Genomic DNA, 16,679 nt, shown 5'->3' with positions numbered 1-16,679 from the left:
TCGGGGGCGCTCAACGAGTCGGTCTCCGACGTCTTCGGTTCGCTCGTCGAACAGTATGCCCTCGACCAGTCGACCACCGAGGCGAGCTGGCTCATCGGCGCCGGCCTGTTCACCGACGAGGTGGAGGGCACGGCCCTGCGGTCGATGAAGGCTCCCGGCACCGCCTACGACGATGACGTGCTCGGCACAGACCCGCAGCCCGGCCACATGTCCGACTACGTCGAGACGGACGACGACAACGGCGGAGTGCACATCAACTCCGGCATCCCGAATCGGGCCTTCTACCTCGTTGCCGAGGCTCTCGGCGGCAACGCCTGGCAGCGCGCCGGGCAGATCTGGTACGACACGATCACCCTCGAGCTCGCAGCCGACACGACCTTCGAACAGTTCGCCGAGGCCACGGTGCGCGCGGCCGGCACACGCTACGGTGAAACGTCGACAGAAGTCGACGCGGTGCGTGCCGGCTGGGGCACCGTGGGCGTGAAAGTGGGCAACGATGGCGGTCTCACGGCCTGACTCCTGGGCGATCATCGTGGTGCGCACCGGTGGCTTCGCGGGGTTGCGTCGCGAATGGCGCACGGGCACCGCGGATGCGCCCGACGTCGACTGGGCCACCCTCATCGGCGCGTGCCCGTGGAAAGACGCCGTGAAACCCGCCGACCCGCGGGCCCGAGACCAGTTCGTCTGGCGTCTCGAGGCATCGGGCCGCGCCCGCGCCTACCGCGCCACCCTCTCAGACGGCCAGCTCACGGGCGCGTGGCGGTCCCTCGTCGACGAGGTGCGACGAGCGCGACGCGGCGATGAGCACCCCCGACCCGCAACGCGCGACTAGCCTGCACCCTCGAGCATGACCTCGATGCTGCCGTCGGTCACGCGCGATTCGAACTTCGGCTGGGGTGCCGTCGCCGGCCCGTGCACGACGTCGCCCGTGCTCAGCGAGAACACGCTCTTGTGCCAGGGGCACACGACGCACCGCTCGCCGCCGTCGACCACGAGCTCGCCCTCGTCGAGCGGGCCCGACAGGTGGCTGCACGTGTTGGCGAGCACGTCGACACCTGCTCCGCTGCGCACGACGAGCAGCGGCACGCCATCGACGGTGCGCTGGGTGAGCTCATTGTGGGCGAACTCCTCTAGCGCGCCGAGATGGCGCCAGCCGGTCGGAAAGCGGTGCGGCACGTCTTCGGCGTGGTTCACCGCGGCCGCCTGCCGGTAGGCGAGGTGACCGCCGAGGTAGCCGGAGAAGCCGACGAAGGCGAGTCCGGCGAGGCCCAGAACGCGACCGCTGGCGTGACGACCGCGGGTGCGCTGCACGAAGGACGCCGCGTAGAACGCCGTCGCGACGGTGTTGGATGCTGCGTGCACGAGTCCCACGCGCTGCTGTTGTTCGTGCAACTCCGACCAGTCGGTGAGCCCGGTGGCGACGGACGGGAGTACGCCGGCTACCCCAGCACCCACGAGAAGGCGCGACGCCTTTTCAGAGCCGGGCACGCAATCGAGAATGGCACTGCTCACCCAGGCGCCGATCGGCAGCATCACCGCGACCGGGTGCACGGCGTGCCCGACCGGCACACCGTGCAGCAGATCGCGCAGTCCGCGGGGGCGCACCACCGCGTTCACGATGTCGCGCACTCGGTTCACCACCGGATCGAGCACCTCGGCGTCTTCGAGCACCGCGATCTTCTTGACAATGCCGAGCTCTCGCATGGTTGTTCTCCTATCCGATGGACTTCGCGTGGTCGGGAACGTAGCGGTACTGCTTCTTCGACGGGCGCTCGTAGTCGGCAGCAGACGGGCGGGCGGGAATCTTCACGCTCTTCGGCTCGGTCGACTGATACGGGATCTGCGACAGCAGGTGGTTGATCGTGTTCAGCCGCGAGGCTCTCTTGTCGTCGCTCTCGATCGTCCACCACGGCGCCTCGTCGATGTCGGTGTGAGCGAACATGTGGTCTTTGGCACGGGAGTAGTCCTCCCACCGCGTGATCGAGAGCACGTCGACGTCGGACAGCTTCCAGCGGCGAACCGGGTCGTTGAGGCGCTTGTGGAACCGCGCCTCCTGCTCCTCATCGGAGACCGAGAACCAGTACTTGATCAGGATGATGCCGTCGTCGACGAGCATCCGCTCGAACACGGGCGTCTGCTCGAGGAAGCGTTCGTACTGCTCCTGCGAGCTGTATTCCATCACGCGCTCGACGCCCGCGCGGTTGTACCAGGACCTGTCCATCAGCACCATCTCGCCCGCGGTGGGCAGGTGTTGGATGTACCGCTGGAAGTACCACTGGCCGAGTTCGCGCTCGCTCGGCTTCGTCAGCGCCACGACGCGGGCGGTACGCGGGTTGAGGTACTGCATGATGCGCTTGATGGCGCCGCCCTTGCCCGCGGCGTCGCGGCCCTCGAAGACCACCACGACCCGCGCGCCCGTCGCTGCGATCCACTGCTGCATGCTCACGAGCTCGATCTGCAGTCTCTTGAGCTCCGCCTCGTAGACCCGGCGGCGGACGCGCTTCTCGTGCTTCTTTTTTCCCACTAGCCGGACGGGTTCTCGACGGGCGTGCCGTCCTGCTCGGTTCCCGACTGCGGGTCGACCTCTTCAGGCTTCGGAACTGACGTGTCTGGGGTGTTCTCTGCATCGCTCATGCCAGCCACGCTAGGCGCACCCACGCAACGAGAAAACGCCGAGCAGGAATCGACGATCGGTGCTAAGGAGCTTCTCGAGGCCGGGTCAACCAATACGCTGGCCGAATGACCGATCCTAACTTCGATTCGCGAGATCGCGAACTATCCGTACGGGGTCACTTCATCGCGAGTGTCGTCGCGCTACTCCTCGCCGTTGCGTGGACAGGTTTCCCGATGCTGGCGGAGGCAAACGACACACCGCTGCGCGGCGAACTCGGCGGCTACCTCCTCGCGTCCATCGGTTTCGTAGGTCTTGCGGTGTGGTTGGCCGCCACCGGCCTGACACGGCAGCTGCGCGCCCGACGAGCCGCCCGAAGGGGTACGCGATGAGCCGCTCGATACGGGCGTCACTGGCTGTCGGAATCGGCGGGGCGTTGCTCCTGAGCGGATGCGCGTCGACGGCCGAGCCGGCCGGCGCTCCGGCGGGCAATCCCGCGACTCACGCGACGTACGACGCCACGAACGCGCCTCAACCGCCGCCCGCGGGGATCGTCATCGACTACCAGCTCGGCGGCGGCTACGCGCCGGTCGCCGGAGTGGGCGGGGTCGTGCGCGACAGCACGGAGGAGCCCGCCGAGGGGCTGTACTCGGTCTGCTATGTGAACGGCTTCCAGACGCAACCCGCCGACCGCGACGACTGGCTCGGAGGCAGTCCCGACCTCGTGCTCCACGTCGATGGTCGACCGCTCGTCGACGAGAATTGGCCGGACGAGCTCATCCTCGACACGTCGACCGCCGACAAGCGCCAGCGCATCGCGGCGAAGCTCGCGCAAACGCTCGACCGCTGCGCCTCGGCGGGGTTCGAGGCGATCGAGATCGACAATCTCGACAGCTATACCCGCAGCGACGGCCGCCTCGGTCAGGACGACGCGGTCGCGCTCGCCACGCTCTACGCCGAGCACGCGCACGCGGCAGGTCTTGCGATCGGGCAGAAGAATTCGGCGGAGCTCGGAGTGCGCGGGCGCGACGAGGCCGGGTTCGACTTCGCCGTGGCGGAGGAATGCCACCGGTGGGACGAGTGCGCCCTTTACACGGACGTCTGGGACGAACGGGTCATCGCCATCGAGTACGCCGACGATCTGCGCGGTGACTTCGACGACGTCTGCGCCGACCCGCAGGTTCCGGCATCGACGATTCTGCGCGACCGCGACCTGACGACGCCCACCGACCCCGAGTACCGCTTCGCGGCCTGCGGATTCACAGAAGCGGAGTAAGTGCCTCGATCCTCGATGCGGTCACCGAGCAGGCACACTGCGTCGGTCGAGGCCACAACAAGTGGCCGCGGGTACCTAGAATCGACGAGAGAAGTCACCGGAGGGGGTCAACGTTGTTATCCATCGTCTATGTCAGCTCTGCTGTCTCGCCGTTCTCCGACGAGGCGCTCGCTGAGCTTCTCGTGAAGAGCCGGGCGAACAACTCGGCAGCCCAGCTGACGGGCATGCTTCTCTACCGCGACGGGCAGTTCATGCAGGCGCTCGAGGGCGATGATGCGACCGTCCGCTCCGTGTACGAGGTCGTCGCCGCCGATCCGCGTCACGAGGGCGTGCGCACGCTGCTCGAGGAGCAGATCGACGAGCGTCGCTTCCCGGATTGGAATATGGGATTCCGCGCACTCACCGAGTCAGGCATCCGTGAGATCCCCGGCTACAGTTCGTTTTTCCAGGAGAGCTCGAACCCCGCCGACTGGGGCACTCCGTCACGTTCGCGGATGCTGCTGGAGTGGTTCCGCTACCACGACGCGGCCTGACCTTCTCGGGCTTCAACGCGGTCGCCCCGACCGCGTCTGTGAGTCCGGGCACGCCTCCGCCTGTCGCGGATCTGTCGGGCCCGGTCGCGGGGTCATCGCTTCCCCGTGTTTCTGTGCCCCTGGCAGGAATCGAACCTGCGACCAAAAGATTAGAAGGCTTTTGCTCTATCCACTGAGCTACAGAGGCGCTGCGCTACAGAGGCGCGGCATTAACGATAGCGCAGGCGGCGTCAGACGGCTTTCGCCAACGCCACGAGCACCTGGTTCACGGTGGGCACACCCTCGGCCCGGAACACCTCGCTGCCGTCTTCGGCGGCAATCACGATGGTCGGGGTCGAGCGGATTCCCGCCTTCTCCGCCTCGGCGGTGTCGCGCGCGACATCCAACTCTGCGATCTTCACGTCGGGCAGCAGCATGGCCACCTGCTTCAGCACGCCCCGCGTCTGGATGCAGGGGTCGCAGAAGGCCGAGGAGAAGAAGAGTAGGTTCACGTGAGAGCCAACCGGGGCGGAGGCGGGGCTATTCCTACTGGTCGCTCAGGCGCTCTTCGGGGTCTTCGAGCGCTTCGCTCGCCGTGGCATCCCACGTGTAGTGAACCTGCACGCTGCCGCCGATCGACTTCGCCTCGGGAGCGCCGTAGACGAGCTGCGACTCCTTGCCGTCGAGCGAGACCAGAACGGTGACGGTCTCGTCGTACGAGCCGTCGGTGCTGATGCGGGTGTCGGTCTGGCCGTCGTAGGGTCCGCCCGTGTAGAAGACGACGTACTGGTCGCCGCGCGAAAGCGTTACCTCGTTGTTTGTCATGAGTCAGGTTTACCAGACACCGAGCAGCGTCAAGACCCCGAAGACCAGCGACACGGCGGCGAGGGTGAGTGCGACGCTCACGATCACGAGGTGCACGGTGAAGAACGGAGTGGCCTTCCCCTCGGCCGTGCGAGCCCGCGGATCGCGCGCCACACGGCGGAAGAAGGTGGGCCAGACGGCGAAATTGAAGACGCCGTTCAGGATGAGGAGGACGGCAAGTGCGGTGGTCATGATGCGAACAAGACTATTCGGATGCTGCGGCGCCCGTTCGCGGTCGGCGAACCCATTACTTAACCCAGTTATATAACTGGGTTATAGACTTGCTGCATGCACGCAGAACCCACGGACATTTTCGAATCCCTCCTCACCTCCAACCATCGGCTCACCCGCATGGCGGCGCAGTCCACCGGCTCGACGGTCTCCGCCGCGGTCTGGTCGACCCTCTCGGTGCTGAACGCCGACGGGCCGCGCCGCAACGGCGAACTGGCGAAAACCGCCCGCATCACCCAGCCCGGTATGACCAAGCTGCTCGGCAACCTGATCGAAGACGAGTGGGTCTACCGCATCGCCGATGTGGACGACTCGCGCGCCTGGCTCATCGCCATCACCGACAAGGGCCGCGACGCGCTGTCCGACTGGCGCACCCAGCTCGCCGAGGCCACGAAGAACATCTTCGGCGACCTGAGCGACACGGAGTGGGCAACCCTGGGCCGTGCGGCCGAGATACTCGCGGCCCGCGTCGGGGTGGCGGAGGTCGCGGCGTGAGCGCATCCGACACCCACGCGACTCCCCCGATTGCGACCAGGAAGGCCAGCATCCTGCACCAGCCCAAGCAGGTCTGGGCGGTGGCCTTCGCGAGCGTCATCGCGTTTATGGGCATCGGCCTCGTCGACCCCATCCTGCCCGCCATCGCCGAGCAGCTCGAGGCGAGCCCCACCGACACGGAGATGCTGTTCACGAGCTACCTCGTGGTCACCGGGTTGGCGATGTTCTTCACGAGCTTCATCTCGAGCCGCATCGGCGCCAAGAAGACCCTGCTCATCGGCCTCGCTCTCATCGTGGCCTTCGCGGCCGCCGCAGCGCTCAGCGGAAACGTCGAGAGCATCATCGCCTTCCGCGCCGGCTGGGGCCTCGGCAACGCGCTGTTCATCTCCACCGCCCTCGCCACGATCGTGGGGGCGGCGAGCGGGGGAACGTCCAGCGCCATCATCCTGTACGAGGCGGCCCTCGGCTTGGGCATCGCGATCGGACCTTTGCTCGGCGGGCTGCTCGGCAGTGTCAGCTGGCGCGCCCCGTTCTTCGGCACGGCGGCCCTCATGGCGGTCGGTTTCATCGCGATCACCGTGCTGCTCGCGGGCGACGACCGGGCCACCCGCATGCCGACAGCGCTCTCCGCACCCTTCCGCGCCCTCGCCAGACCCGCTCTCGCGCTGCTCGCCGGTGCCGCGCTGTTCTACAACATCGGGTTCTTCACGCTGCTCGCCTACACGCCGTTCCCGCTCGGCTTCGGCGCGATGGGCATCGGCCTCACCTTCTTCGGCTGGGGCCTCGGACTCGCGATCACCTCGGTGTGGGTCGCCCCCGCCCTGACCGCGCGGATGAAACGCACCACCGTGCTCGGCGGGGTGCTGCCCCTCCTCGCCCTCGACCTCGTCGCGGCGGGACTCTTCGTCGGATCGCAGGCGGGCCTCGTGACCACCGTCGTCGTCGGAGGTCTGCTGCTCGGGGTGCTCAACACCGTGCTCACCGAGTGCGTGATGGAGGCCACCGACCTGCCGAGGTCGGTCGCGTCGTCGTCGTACTCGGCGGTGCGCTTCCTCGGTGGCGCCGTCGCTCCCCCGCTGGCCACCACCCTCGCCGGGCTGTACACCGCGGCGACGCCGTACTACGTGGCGGGCGGCTCGGTGCTGATCGCCATGCTGATCGTGCTGCTCGGCCGGCGGGCGCTCGCCCGGGTGAACGACGGCGCCGAAGAGCCGGTGGTCGAAGCCGAGGCGATCGGTGCGGGCGCACTGGCCTGACCGGCGTGCGACCGTCACGAAGATAGACTGAGCCAATGGCTACTGCTACGGACCGACTGGTCTGGATCGACTGTGAAATGACCGGACTCGACCTCGCGGTCGACGAACTCGTGGAGGTCGCCGTCGTCGTCACCGACTACGACCTCGTGCCGGTTCATCCGGGCTTCACGATCGTCATCAAACCCGACCAGTCCGCGCTCGACAACATGGGCGACTTCGTGCGCAACATGCACACCGAGAGCGGGCTCATCGAGGAGATCCCCAACGGCGTCAGCCTCGCCGACGCCGAATACGAGGTGCTCGAGTACATCCTCAGGTACGTCCCCGGCGTGCAGACGACGCCGCTGGCCGGCAACACGATCGGCACCGACCGCGCCTTCCTCGCGAAGTACATGCCGCGCGTCGACGGTCACCTGCACTACCGCAGCGTCGACGTGTCATCCATCAAGGAGCTCGCGCGCCACTGGTTCCCTCGCGTGTACTTCAACGCGCCGGCCAAGAACGGCGGACACCGTGCCCTCGCAGACATTCTGGAATCGATTCGCGAGCTCGATTACTACCGAAAAGCCGTATTTACCGCGGAACCCGGCCCCACCACCGAGCAGGTGCAGACCATTTCGGCCGAGGTAGTGGAGAGATTCGCTCCGCACCTGTAATAGGATCGTCTGGTTGCTTCAGTGAGAGATCACGAAGCAGCCGCCTGGTGGGCGTAGCTCAGTTGGCAGAGCGCTGGCTTGTGGAGCCGGATGTCGCGGGTTCGAGCCCCGTCGTTCACCCCAATCGTTGCACCACAGCAACACGGTATGGCCCGACTGAGAAGTCGGGCCATTGCCGTTTTATGCGAGGCTTGATTGCATGTCGAAGACCCTCGAAAGCACCGAGCTGCGCGAGCAGACCGTGCTCGACAGCCCGTGGGTCACCCTCGTCTGGAACGACCCGGTCAACCTCATGAGCTACGTCTCCTACGTCTTCCGCAGCTACTTCGGCTTCTCGCACGAGGAGGCCGACCGCCGCATGCTGCAGGTGCACAACGACGGTCGCGCGGTCGTCGCCACGGGCAGCCGCGAAGAGATGGAACGCCACGTCGAGGCCATGCACGATTTCGGCCTCTGGGCGACGCTGCAGAAAGCGGATGCGTGACCCCCTTCTCGAAGACCCCCGACGGCACAGTCGTGGTCGGCTTCAGCGCGGTCGAATGCGACATCATCGCCGATCTGGCGGCGCAGATCGCCGGCATGCTCGGCGACATCGCCGGTTCGGACGACGCCGACCCCCTTTTCGACCTCGTGGGTATCGGCGGCCGGTCGGCGATAGACCCCGACCCGGCGATAGCCCGGTTGTTACCGGATGCCTATGGTGACGATTCCGAGGCATCCGGCGATTTCCGTCGCCTCACCGAGCGCTCCCTCGCGAGCCGGAAGGTGGCGAACGCCCGGGTCGTGATCGCCACGCTCGAACGCGACAGCGGACACGTGGAACTCGACGAGGGCGACGCCCAGGCCTGGTTGCGCACCCTCTCGGACATCCGGCTCACGATCGCCGCCCGGCTCGGCATCCAGAGCGACGGCGACGAGGGCGCGACCGACAGCGACGCCGCGGTGGCGCTGCACGACCTCTACGACTGGCTCGCGTTCGTCACCGAGAGCCTGCTCGACGCCCTCGAGGACTGACCCGGGCCGGGCTCTGCCGGATTCCTCTGTAAGACTGGTCGGGTGGAAGCCCTCACCGAAGACGAGTTCGAGAAGCTGGTCGTCGACGAACTCGACGCCCTGCCCGATGAGATGGTGGACGGTCTCGACAACGTGGTGTTCGTCACCGAGGCGCGACCGGAAGACGGATCGCTCGACCTGCTCGGCCTCTACGACGGCGTCGCCATCACCGAGCGCGGCCAGTACGGGTTCGGTGAACTGCCCGACCGGATCATCCTGTACCGCGAACCCCTCGCCGACGTCAGCGAAGACCTCGACGATCTCAAAGACCAGATCCACATCACGCTCGTGCACGAGATCGCCCACTTCTACGGCATCGACGACGACGAACTGCACCGGCTGGGCTGGGCCTGACCCGTGGGCTGACCTTGTCGAGCGGATCCATCCACCGAGGATTCCGACAGGCTCGCTGCGCGACAGGCTCGATGCGCACCAGCTTCGATGCGTGAGGCTCGATGCGCCGCCGTCAACCCGCGTGTTCGCGCTCGCGTCTCACGTCGCGCATCGCCACACTCTTCGACGGCATGGGTCTCGGCCGCCGTTCGGGGTCGACGTCGGGCGGAGGCACCAAGAAGTAGTCGGTGCCGACCCGGTAGATCTCCCAGCCGTTGTCGTGGACGAGCAGGTGATGAAACTTGCAGAGCAGTATCCCGTTGGCCAGGTCGGTGCGGCCGCCCTCTGCCCAAGGGATGATGTGGTGCGCCTCGGTCATCGAGGGCTCCTTGTCGCAGTCGCCGAACATGCATGCTCCGTCGCGGATGGCGAGGGCGATGCGCTGCTTCGGGGTGAATGTGCGATGTTCACGCCCGACATCGAGCGGTCGGCCGAAGCTGTCGAGGGTGACCTCGGTTGTGGCTCCGTCGCACGCCAGGCGCTGCAGCGCGGCCGCGGTGAGGGGCGCGCCGGTGGCTTCGATACGTCCGTGACCGGAGGAGACGCCCGTCGAACCCCAGTCACCCCCTGCGCCGGAGACGCCCGCGGTCTCCAGAGTCTTCTTCGTGACGAGCACCCGGATCGACGCCGCGCCGGTGCCGAGGAGGTTCGTGGAGTCGGCATGGGCGCCGGCCTGCAACAGGCCGAGAAATGTGTCGGAGGCCAGCTGGCCGATGGTTCGCGGGTCGTTCAGGATACGCTCGGCGATCTGCTGGTTCTCGCCCGAGACAAAGCGGACGCCCCGCTTGGGCGATGTCGCACGATTGTTGAGCTCGAGCACGGTGGCGTAGCTCTCCGGATCGAGATCCCAGACCAACCTGCCCATGCCGTTGCCGAGGCTGAACACCCTCAGCGCCCGCTTCTCGAACCGCTCACGTTCACGGTCGGCGATACCCGCCTCGTCTAGGTCGTCGCGAAACTCACGAGCGCGCCCCCGCAGCAGGTCGAGATCGAGGGTGGATGCGAGCGCGCAGAGGGCGCCCGCGGCATCGGCGAGAGCGGCGGCGGGCACGTTGTCGGTCGGGAGTCCGAGCCCCGTTCGGATCGCGTCGGCGGCCCCCACCGACAGCGCGCCACTGGCTACCGCCGCGGCCACACACGCCAGCCATGGCTCTCGCGCTTCGAATACCTCGCCCGATGTCGGGTCGACCTGCCCTGACGTCGCTGCCTCCCGCACGAGCCGCCCCACCCGCACCGCGGTGGTCGCATCTTTACCCGACGCCCCAGAGGTCGCCTTCACCAACTCCTCGGCCGTCCTGAACCCCTCTCGCTGCGCGAGCCCCGAGTGGCCCATCTCCCGCGTCGAACGCGCCGCGATTTCGCCGGCAACGAGTGCCAGGTGAGCGTCGACGAGCTGCTTGGCCCGGGCGGCCAGTCGGCTCAGTGAAACGAGAGCCGCGTCATCCGATGCCTGAAAATCGGCGACATCGCTCGACACCGCGGAAGCGGCCTCGACGACAGCGGTGAACTGCTGCGTGAGGTCGATAGTCGGTGTCGTTGTCATGCCTCGATTTTCCCACTTTCGAACATATGTTCGAGTGTTCGCGGCAAATATTGTGGAGAAAAATCGAGCGCTGTGGAGAACTCAGGGAGAGGAGACCTCGAGCGGCAACGCCGGGTTGGCCGACCACTCCTCGAGCGACCCATCGTAGATGCGCACGGCCTTGACGCCGATCGCCGCGAGCGTGAGCGCCCCGGCGGACGCGGTGATGCCGCCGCCGCAGTAGAGCAGCACCTCTTCGGTTCCCGACGCGCCCACGGCCTGGGTGTCGACGCCCGCGCCGTCGTAGGCGAGGATCACCTCGACCCGGCTCTTCAGGGTGCCGTCGGCCTTGAACAGGTCGCGGCTCGACACGTTGACGCTGCCCGGGATGTGTCCGCGGCGCGAATAGCGGGTGGGATCCGTTCCGGCGAAGCTCCCCGAGGGCAGGCTGCAGACGAGCGGCCGGGAGTCGGAGGCCGAACGCTCGACGAGTTCCTGCTGGCTCACCCACGCCTTGCGTGCCACGGTCGCGGTCCACGGCGCGACCGGCGCGGCCTCGACCGCTTCACCGTTCTCGAGGGGCTGCCCGGCTGCCTTCCAAGCCGCGAGACCGCCGTCGAGCACGCGGGCCCGAACCCCGATCCAGCGCAGCAGGTACCAGAGGCGCGCGGCCCACACGGTCCCGGTGGTGTCGTAGATGACGACCTCGGCGTCGGCGGCGACCCCGAGGCGCGCGAGCTCGTCGGCGATTTCCTGGGGTTCCGGATGCGTGTAGTTGAGTTTCGCGCTCGTGTCGCTGAATTGCGTGGCCACGTCGACGTGGTGCGAACCGGGGATGTGACCGGCTAGCCAGCGCGGTCGCCCGTTGTCTTTGCGATAGTCGCCGTCGTACTTCGGCGGGTGCAGTTCGAGGCTCGCGTCGAAGACGACGGGAGGACTGTCGCTGCCGAGGGCGTCGGCGAGCTCGGACACGGAGATAAAGGGAGAAGTCACTCGGTCACTCTCGCACCATCCACCACGGCCCGCCACCGCGCAAGCTCGAGCGTCACGTCGCTGCCGTCGATCACGGCGTCGGCGTGCGCCGCGGGGTTCTCCCGGGTGAGGAACGCGTCCTCCTGCGCCGCCCACTCGTCCCAGTGCGGAGCGTAGGTCGAACCGTCGCGTTCCAGTGCTCGGCGCTTTCGCGTGGCGGCGTCGAGCGCGACCCAGATGCCGAACGTCGCGAGCCCGCGGTTGTCGCGGCTGAGCGCGCCGCAGCCCTCGATCACGAGCGGGCGACCCGGGTCGATGTCATGCCACTCCGCATGCCGACCGAGCGCCCAGTCCCACCGTCGCCACCGTGGGGCGTCGCTCGCGAGGATGTCGTCGTGCACGACCCGGCTGCCCTCCTCGAGCCCGCCCCACCCCGGGTACAGGTCGTCGAGGCGCACGAGCTGCGCGGTCGGCGACCCGGCGACGATGGCCCGCGCCAGCTCGGTCTTGCCCGATCCCGAGCGCCCGTCGATCAGCACCACGGCGGCCCTCACGGCAGCTCCGCGATTCCGTCGTCGTCGAAGCGCACGGTCACCTGCTGTCCGACGGTGACCGGATGCTGCGCGCTAGCGATCCCGTCGACCTCGCCGACCCCTGGCACAGTCAGCCGCACGTGCGAGCCGTCGACGGCGGGAGTGCGGCGCACGACCGTCGCGGCGACCGGCCCGCCATCCGTCACGACCACGGCACTCGGCCGCAACGCGACCGGATGATCCGCCGCGGGACGCACCATCCGCGCCGCGTCTCCCCCGAGCACCGTCGTGTAGCCGAGGAACCGCGCGATCTCGGGCGAGGCCGGGCGGCGCCACACCTCGGCGGGGGTGCCGCTCTGCCGCAGCCGCCCACCGATCATGACGGCGACACGGTCGGACACCGCGAACGCCTCATCCTGGTCGTGGGTCACGAACACCGCGGTGGTGCCCGTCTCGTCGAGGATGCGTCGCAGGTCGCCGGCGAGCCGCTCGCGCAGTTCGCGGTCGAGCGAGCTGAGCGGCTCGTCGAGCAGCAGCAGCCGGGGCTCGGCGGCGAGCGAGCGGGCCAGGGCGACCCGCTGCTGCTCGCCGCCCGAGAGCTCCGTCACCCGCCGGTCACCGAACCCGGCGAGGCCGACGAGCGTCAGCAGCTCGTGCACGCGGGAGCCCGACGACCGACCCGCGATCTGCAGCGGATAGGCGATGTTCTGCGCGACCGTGCGGTGCGGGAACAGCTGTCCGTCTTGGAACATCAGCGCGAACCCGCGTTTGTGCACGGGCACGGCCGTGATGTCGTCTCCGTGCCAGGTCACGCGCCCCGCGTCGAGCCGCTCGAGACCGGCGATCGCGCGCAGCAGCGTCGACTTGCCGCTGCCCGACGGGCCGAGAATGCCGAGCACCTCCCCCGCCTCGAGCCCCAGGGTCACGTCGTCGACCGCGACCGCGCCGTCGAACGACACGGTCACCCCGTCTACCTGCAGCGCACTCGAATCAAAAACCGCGGTCATCTAGAAAGCCCCCATCGTTCCCACGCGCAGCCGCTCGACGAGCGCGATCACCGCGACCGTCACGGCGGCCAGCACGACCGAGGCCGCGATGGCCATTCCGAAATTGTCCCCGCCCGGCAGGCCGATCAGCCGGAAGATCACCACGGGCAGCGTCGGCCGGTCGGGACGGGAGAGAAAGCTCGTCGCGCCGAACTCGCCGAGAGCGACCGCGAACGCGAATCCGGATGCCGCGAGCACGGGCCGCCCGACGATGGCGAGATCCACGTCCCGCAGCACCCGCCACGGCGCCGAGCCGAGCACGGCGGCCGACTCCCGCATCCGTCCGTCGATCCCGGTCAGCACCGGCAGGACGGTGCGCACGACGAGCGGCAGCGCCACGAGCGCCTGCGCGATGGGAACGAGCACGGGTGACGACCGCAGGTCGAACGGCGGCTGGTTGAGCGTGATGAGGAAGCCGAACCCGACGGTGACCGCGCTCACCCCGAGCGGCAGCATCAGCACGCCGTCGAAGCCGGCGAGCGAGCGGCGCAACCCGGGCGAGCGCGGGCGCCGCGAGATCACGAGGCTCGCGGCGAGACCGATGACGAGCGCGATGGCGGTGGCCTGCACGGCGATCACGAGCGAGTTGCCGAGGGCCGTCCAGACCGGCACGACGAGGGCGTTGCGGCTGCCGGTCGTGCCGAGCGCGGCGTAGTTACCGAGCCCCCAGCCGTCGGCGGTGCGCAGCGACCGCAGCAGCAGCGCGACGATCGGCAGGGCCAGGAAGGCGGCGACGGCCAGGGTGACGACGATGTTCGGCAGGTCGCCCGGTCGGGGTGCCCGCCCAGACCTAGCCGAGTCGACGCGCCGCTGCGCGGTGCGGCCCCCACGCGCCCGGGCGGCGACGAGCAGCACCGCCACGACGACGACCAGCTGGGTCATCGACAGCACGCTCGCGGCGCGCAGGTCGAGAAACTGGGTCGTCAGCAGGTAGATCTCGGTCTCGATCGTGCCGAACCTGGTGCCGCCCAAGACGAGCACGACACCGAAAGCCGTGGAGCAGAACAGGAAGACGATGGATGCTGCCGAGGTGATCGCGGGCGCGAGCCGCGGCAGCGTGACGGTGAACCACACCCGCACGGGACCGGCACCGAGCACGCGGGCGGCCTCCTCCTGCCGCTGGTCGAGCCCCTCCCACGTGGTGCCGACCGTGCGCACGACCACGGCCACGTTGAAGAAGACGAGTGCGAGCATGATGGCGGCGAACGTCCCGTCGAGGTGCAGGTCGCCGAGAAGGCCGCCCTCGCGCAGCAGCGTGCGGAACGCCACACCGACGACGACCGTGGGCAACACGAACGGCAGCACGACGAGGGCCCGCAGCATCCGCTGGCCCCTGAATCGCAATCGGTAGAGAACGTGCGCGATCGGGAGTCCGAGGATGACGCAGACGATCGAGGCCAGCGCGGCCTGGCCGATGGTGAGACCGATGAGGCGCAGCGTGCGCGGCCGCGTCAGCACCTCGGCGAAGCCGCCCAGGTCGAGCACCCCGTCGGCGAACAGCCCGCGGGCGACCATGGCGGCGACGGGCCAGGCGAAGAACACGCCGACGAACGCCAGCGGCACACCCGCCCCGAGCACGATCGCGAGGACCGTGCTCGGGGCGGGTTTCACACTCGTGCGACTCACGGGGTGGCGATCGCCGCCCACTCGGTGAGCCACTGCTCGCGGTTCGCGTCGATCTCGTCGGGGGCGACCTCGAACGGGTCGTCGGCGATCGCGGCGAACTGCGCCCAGGTCGCGGGCAGCGTGGCCTCGGCGTTCACCGGAAACACGTACATGTTCTCGGGGATGTCGTTCTGCACGGTCGGCGAGAAGAGGAAGTCGACGAGCTGTTCGGCGGCTGCCCTGTTCTTCGTTCCGGCGATAACGCCGGCGTATTCGGTCTGGCGGAAGCAGGTGTCGAGCAGGGCACCGGTGGGAGCCTCGGTCGCGCCCTCGGTCACCTCGGCGGGCGGGCTCGAGGCGTAGCTGACGACGAGCGGACGGTCGCCGTCGCTCGACGGCCCGGAGAAGTCGACGTAGTAGGCGTCGCTCCAGCCGGCGTCGATCTTCACGCCGTTGTCGACGAGGGCGGCCCAGTAGTCCTGCCAGCCGTCCTCGCCCTTGGCGGCGATGGTGGCGAGCAGGAAGGCGAGACCCGGTGACGACGAGTTCGCCGCGGGAACCACGAACAGGTCCTTGTACTCCGGCTTGAGCAGGTCGTCGAGCGTCGCCGGTTCCTCGATGCCGGCCTCGGTGAACCACTCGTGGTCGACGTTGACGCAGACGTCGCCGTTGTCGATCGGGGTGAGCTGCTCGCGTCCGCTGCCGGCGGGCAGCAGGTACTGCTCTTCGGCGTCGGTCAGGTCTTTCGAGGCGTAGTCCTCGAGCACGCCCTCGTTGACGGCACGGCTCGCGAACGTGTTGTCGATGCCGAAGACCACGTCGCCGAGCGGCGAGTCCTTCGTGAGCACAAGGCTGTTCACGAGCTGGCCCGCGTCGCCGGAGGCCTGCACCTGCACCTCGATGCCGGTCTCGTCGGTGAACTTCGCGAGGGTGCCCTCGCTCAGGGTGAAGGAGTCGTGCGTGACGAGAACGAGCGTGTCGGGCGCCGCGCCCGGGGCCGCGTCGCTCGCGCACGAGCTGACGGCGAGGCCGACCGCGAGCAGGATGCCCGCGGAGGCCAGAGTTTTCTTGGATGTGTGCACTTGTCGTGCCCTTTCATTCGCTGAAATAGGCACGGGTTGAAGAAGATATGGATCTCCCCGTGAGAATGCCTCCCTGCGCTGGCATGATCCAGATCAGGTTCGACGGTCGAAGCTTGGTTTAGCTTCCTCTCAGCCCGGCTCACCGGACTCCCGTGTTCGAGATCAGTGTAACCCCGCCGGCGGACGACGCATGAACAGGACAACCTGGCCGGAATGCGCGGTCGACAGGACGGATGCAGGCGAGCGGATGCCGCGGCTCCTGTCGAGGGAAGGCGGACGGGCAGCCGTCGGCAGCGGGTCAGCGCATCTGGCCGATCGCGCCGAAGAACAGCGAGAACCAGACGATGAAGAACACGACCTGCAGTATCGTGCCGACCATCCCGATGATCACGCCGGCGCGGGCCAGACCTCGGCCCTCTTCACCGGTGCGACGGATCTGGGATTGCGCGATATAGCCGGTGATGACGGCGGCCAGGGGAAATATGAACGCCGCGATGAGCGAGATGATCGCGAGGACATTGGTCTTCACCGGCATGACAGCGGCTTGAGGTTGGCTCATGGCTGTCAGTGTA

At 68.1% G+C, this 16,679-nt stretch carries 22 protein-coding genes, 2 tRNA genes and 1 riboswitch; of the genes, 11 read left to right on the top strand and 13 right to left on the bottom strand.

Features of this window, described 5'->3' with window-relative positions:
* Positions 1–516: peptidase M4 family protein (locus ACLQ6X_RS13655; protein WP_411700699.1), on the top strand; the 516-nt coding region annotated here is incomplete at its 5' end.
* Entirely contained in the window at positions 497–832 is a 336-nt protein-coding gene (locus ACLQ6X_RS13650; RefSeq protein WP_411700698.1) for a protealysin inhibitor emfourin, read from the top strand. The genes ACLQ6X_RS13655 and ACLQ6X_RS13650, both read left to right, overlap by 20 nt.
* On the opposite strand, the gene ACLQ6X_RS13645 is transcribed toward ACLQ6X_RS13650, so the two are convergent.
* The gene (locus tag ACLQ6X_RS13645) at positions 829–1,704 is read right to left on the bottom strand and encodes a Rieske 2Fe-2S domain-containing protein (protein ID WP_411700697.1); all 876 of its coding nucleotides are present in this window, start codon (positions 1,702–1,704) and stop codon (positions 829–831) included. The two genes, ACLQ6X_RS13650 and ACLQ6X_RS13645, sit on opposite strands and share 4 nt — an antisense overlap.
* 10 nt (positions 1,705–1,714) lie before the next feature.
* Positions 1,715–2,524 (bottom strand): polyphosphate kinase 2, encoded by an 810-nt coding sequence (ppk2, locus tag ACLQ6X_RS13640; protein ID WP_411700696.1) that lies wholly within the window; start codon positions 2,522–2,524, stop codon positions 1,715–1,717.
* A 475-nt stretch (positions 2,525–2,999) separates the two neighbouring features.
* On the opposite strand from ppk2, the gene ACLQ6X_RS13635 reads away from it, so the two are divergent.
* Positions 3,000–3,887 (top strand): endo alpha-1,4 polygalactosaminidase, encoded by an 888-nt coding sequence (locus tag ACLQ6X_RS13635; RefSeq protein WP_411700695.1) that lies wholly within the window; start codon positions 3,000–3,002, stop codon positions 3,885–3,887.
* Between the two features lie 113 nt (positions 3,888–4,000).
* Entirely contained in the window at positions 4,001–4,420 is a 420-nt protein-coding gene (locus ACLQ6X_RS13630; protein WP_411700694.1) for a BLUF domain-containing protein, read from the top strand.
* A gap of 114 nt (positions 4,421–4,534) precedes the next feature.
* Here the strand turns inward: ACLQ6X_RS13630 and ACLQ6X_RS13625 are convergent.
* From ACLQ6X_RS13625 to ACLQ6X_RS13610, 4 genes are all read right to left on the bottom strand, one after another.
* Positions 4,535–4,607 (bottom strand) — tRNA-Arg (locus ACLQ6X_RS13625).
* Positions 4,608–4,650: 43 nt separating this feature from the next.
* The gene (locus ACLQ6X_RS13620) at positions 4,651–4,911 is read right to left on the bottom strand and encodes a thioredoxin family protein (protein ID WP_411700693.1); all 261 of its coding nucleotides are present in this window, start codon (positions 4,909–4,911) and stop codon (positions 4,651–4,653) included.
* Positions 4,912–4,945: 34 nt separating this feature from the next.
* Positions 4,946–5,224 (bottom strand): oligoribonuclease, encoded by a 279-nt coding sequence (locus tag ACLQ6X_RS13615; RefSeq protein ID WP_411700692.1) that lies wholly within the window; start codon positions 5,222–5,224, stop codon positions 4,946–4,948.
* Between the two features lie 9 nt (positions 5,225–5,233).
* The gene (locus tag ACLQ6X_RS13610; protein ID WP_411700691.1) at positions 5,234–5,455 is read right to left on the bottom strand and encodes an SCO4848 family membrane protein; all 222 of its coding nucleotides are present in this window, start codon (positions 5,453–5,455) and stop codon (positions 5,234–5,236) included.
* A gap of 96 nt (positions 5,456–5,551) precedes the next feature.
* On the opposite strand from ACLQ6X_RS13610, the gene ACLQ6X_RS13605 reads away from it, so the two are divergent.
* From ACLQ6X_RS13605 to ACLQ6X_RS13575, 7 genes are all read left to right on the top strand, one after another.
* Positions 5,552–5,989 (top strand): MarR family winged helix-turn-helix transcriptional regulator, encoded by a 438-nt coding sequence (locus ACLQ6X_RS13605; RefSeq protein WP_411700690.1) that lies wholly within the window; start codon positions 5,552–5,554, stop codon positions 5,987–5,989.
* Positions 5,986–7,245 carry an MFS transporter gene (locus ACLQ6X_RS13600; RefSeq protein WP_411700689.1) on the top strand — a complete coding sequence of 420 codons (1,260 nt, stop codon included), beginning with the start codon at positions 5,986–5,988 and terminating at the stop codon, positions 7,243–7,245. The genes ACLQ6X_RS13605 and ACLQ6X_RS13600 overlap by 4 nt, the downstream gene beginning before the upstream one ends.
* 35 nt (positions 7,246–7,280) lie before the next feature.
* The gene (orn, locus tag ACLQ6X_RS13595; RefSeq protein WP_411700688.1) at positions 7,281–7,901 is read left to right on the top strand and encodes an oligoribonuclease; all 621 of its coding nucleotides are present in this window, start codon (positions 7,281–7,283) and stop codon (positions 7,899–7,901) included.
* A 47-nt stretch (positions 7,902–7,948) separates the two neighbouring features.
* Positions 7,949–8,024: transfer RNA gene (locus tag ACLQ6X_RS13590), tRNA-His, on the top strand.
* A 76-nt stretch (positions 8,025–8,100) separates the two neighbouring features.
* Positions 8,101–8,385: an ATP-dependent Clp protease adapter ClpS gene (gene clpS, locus ACLQ6X_RS13585; RefSeq protein ID WP_411700687.1), complete on the top strand. Its 285-nt coding sequence runs from the start codon at positions 8,101–8,103 to the stop codon at positions 8,383–8,385.
* Positions 8,382–8,915, top strand: coding sequence for a DUF2017 domain-containing protein (locus ACLQ6X_RS13580; protein ID WP_411700686.1), 534 nt, complete (start codon positions 8,382–8,384; stop codon positions 8,913–8,915). The genes clpS and ACLQ6X_RS13580 overlap by 4 nt, the downstream gene beginning before the upstream one ends.
* Before the next feature lie 111 nt (positions 8,916–9,026).
* Positions 9,027–9,308 carry a metallopeptidase family protein gene (locus ACLQ6X_RS13575; RefSeq protein WP_411700701.1) on the top strand — a complete coding sequence of 94 codons (282 nt, stop codon included), beginning with the start codon at positions 9,027–9,029 and terminating at the stop codon, positions 9,306–9,308.
* Positions 9,309–9,420: 112 nt separating this feature from the next.
* On the opposite strand, the gene ACLQ6X_RS13570 is transcribed toward ACLQ6X_RS13575, so the two are convergent.
* From ACLQ6X_RS13570 to ACLQ6X_RS13540, 7 genes are all read right to left on the bottom strand, one after another.
* Positions 9,421–10,890 (bottom strand): DUF222 domain-containing protein, encoded by a 1,470-nt coding sequence (locus ACLQ6X_RS13570; protein WP_411700685.1) that lies wholly within the window; start codon positions 10,888–10,890, stop codon positions 9,421–9,423.
* Between the two features lie 81 nt (positions 10,891–10,971).
* On the bottom strand, positions 10,972–11,862 hold the full coding sequence (locus tag ACLQ6X_RS13565; protein WP_411700684.1) for a sulfurtransferase: 891 nt from the start codon (positions 11,860–11,862) through the stop codon (positions 10,972–10,974).
* Positions 11,859–12,395, bottom strand: coding sequence for an ATP-binding protein (locus tag ACLQ6X_RS13560; protein WP_411700683.1), 537 nt, complete (start codon positions 12,393–12,395; stop codon positions 11,859–11,861). The genes ACLQ6X_RS13565 and ACLQ6X_RS13560 overlap by 4 nt, the downstream gene beginning before the upstream one ends.
* A complete protein-coding gene (locus ACLQ6X_RS13555; protein ID WP_411700682.1) occupies positions 12,392–13,381 on the bottom strand; it encodes an ABC transporter ATP-binding protein in 990 nt (329 codons plus the stop codon). The genes ACLQ6X_RS13560 and ACLQ6X_RS13555 overlap by 4 nt, the downstream gene beginning before the upstream one ends.
* Positions 13,382–15,031 carry an ABC transporter permease gene (locus ACLQ6X_RS13550; protein ID WP_411700681.1) on the bottom strand — a complete coding sequence of 550 codons (1,650 nt, stop codon included), beginning with the start codon at positions 15,029–15,031 and terminating at the stop codon, positions 13,382–13,384.
* An 11-nt stretch (positions 15,032–15,042) separates the two neighbouring features.
* A complete protein-coding gene (locus ACLQ6X_RS13545; RefSeq protein ID WP_411700680.1) occupies positions 15,043–16,107 on the bottom strand; it encodes a thiamine ABC transporter substrate binding subunit in 1,065 nt (354 codons plus the stop codon).
* A gap of 56 nt (positions 16,108–16,163) precedes the next feature.
* A riboswitch (TPP riboswitch) is annotated at positions 16,164–16,271 on the bottom strand.
* Positions 16,272–16,405: 134 nt separating this feature from the next.
* Complete coding sequence (locus ACLQ6X_RS13540; protein ID WP_411700679.1) at positions 16,406–16,666, bottom strand: DUF4190 domain-containing protein; 261 nt, start codon at positions 16,664–16,666, stop codon at positions 16,406–16,408.
* Positions 16,667–16,679 lie beyond the last annotated feature (13 nt).

Source organism: Conyzicola sp., from assembly GCF_046714715.1.
Lineage (GTDB): Bacteria > Actinomycetota > Actinomycetes > Actinomycetales > Microbacteriaceae > Conyzicola.
The sequence above is the reverse complement of the archived record's forward strand: the minus strand, read 5'-3'. Positions and strand labels throughout refer to the sequence as shown.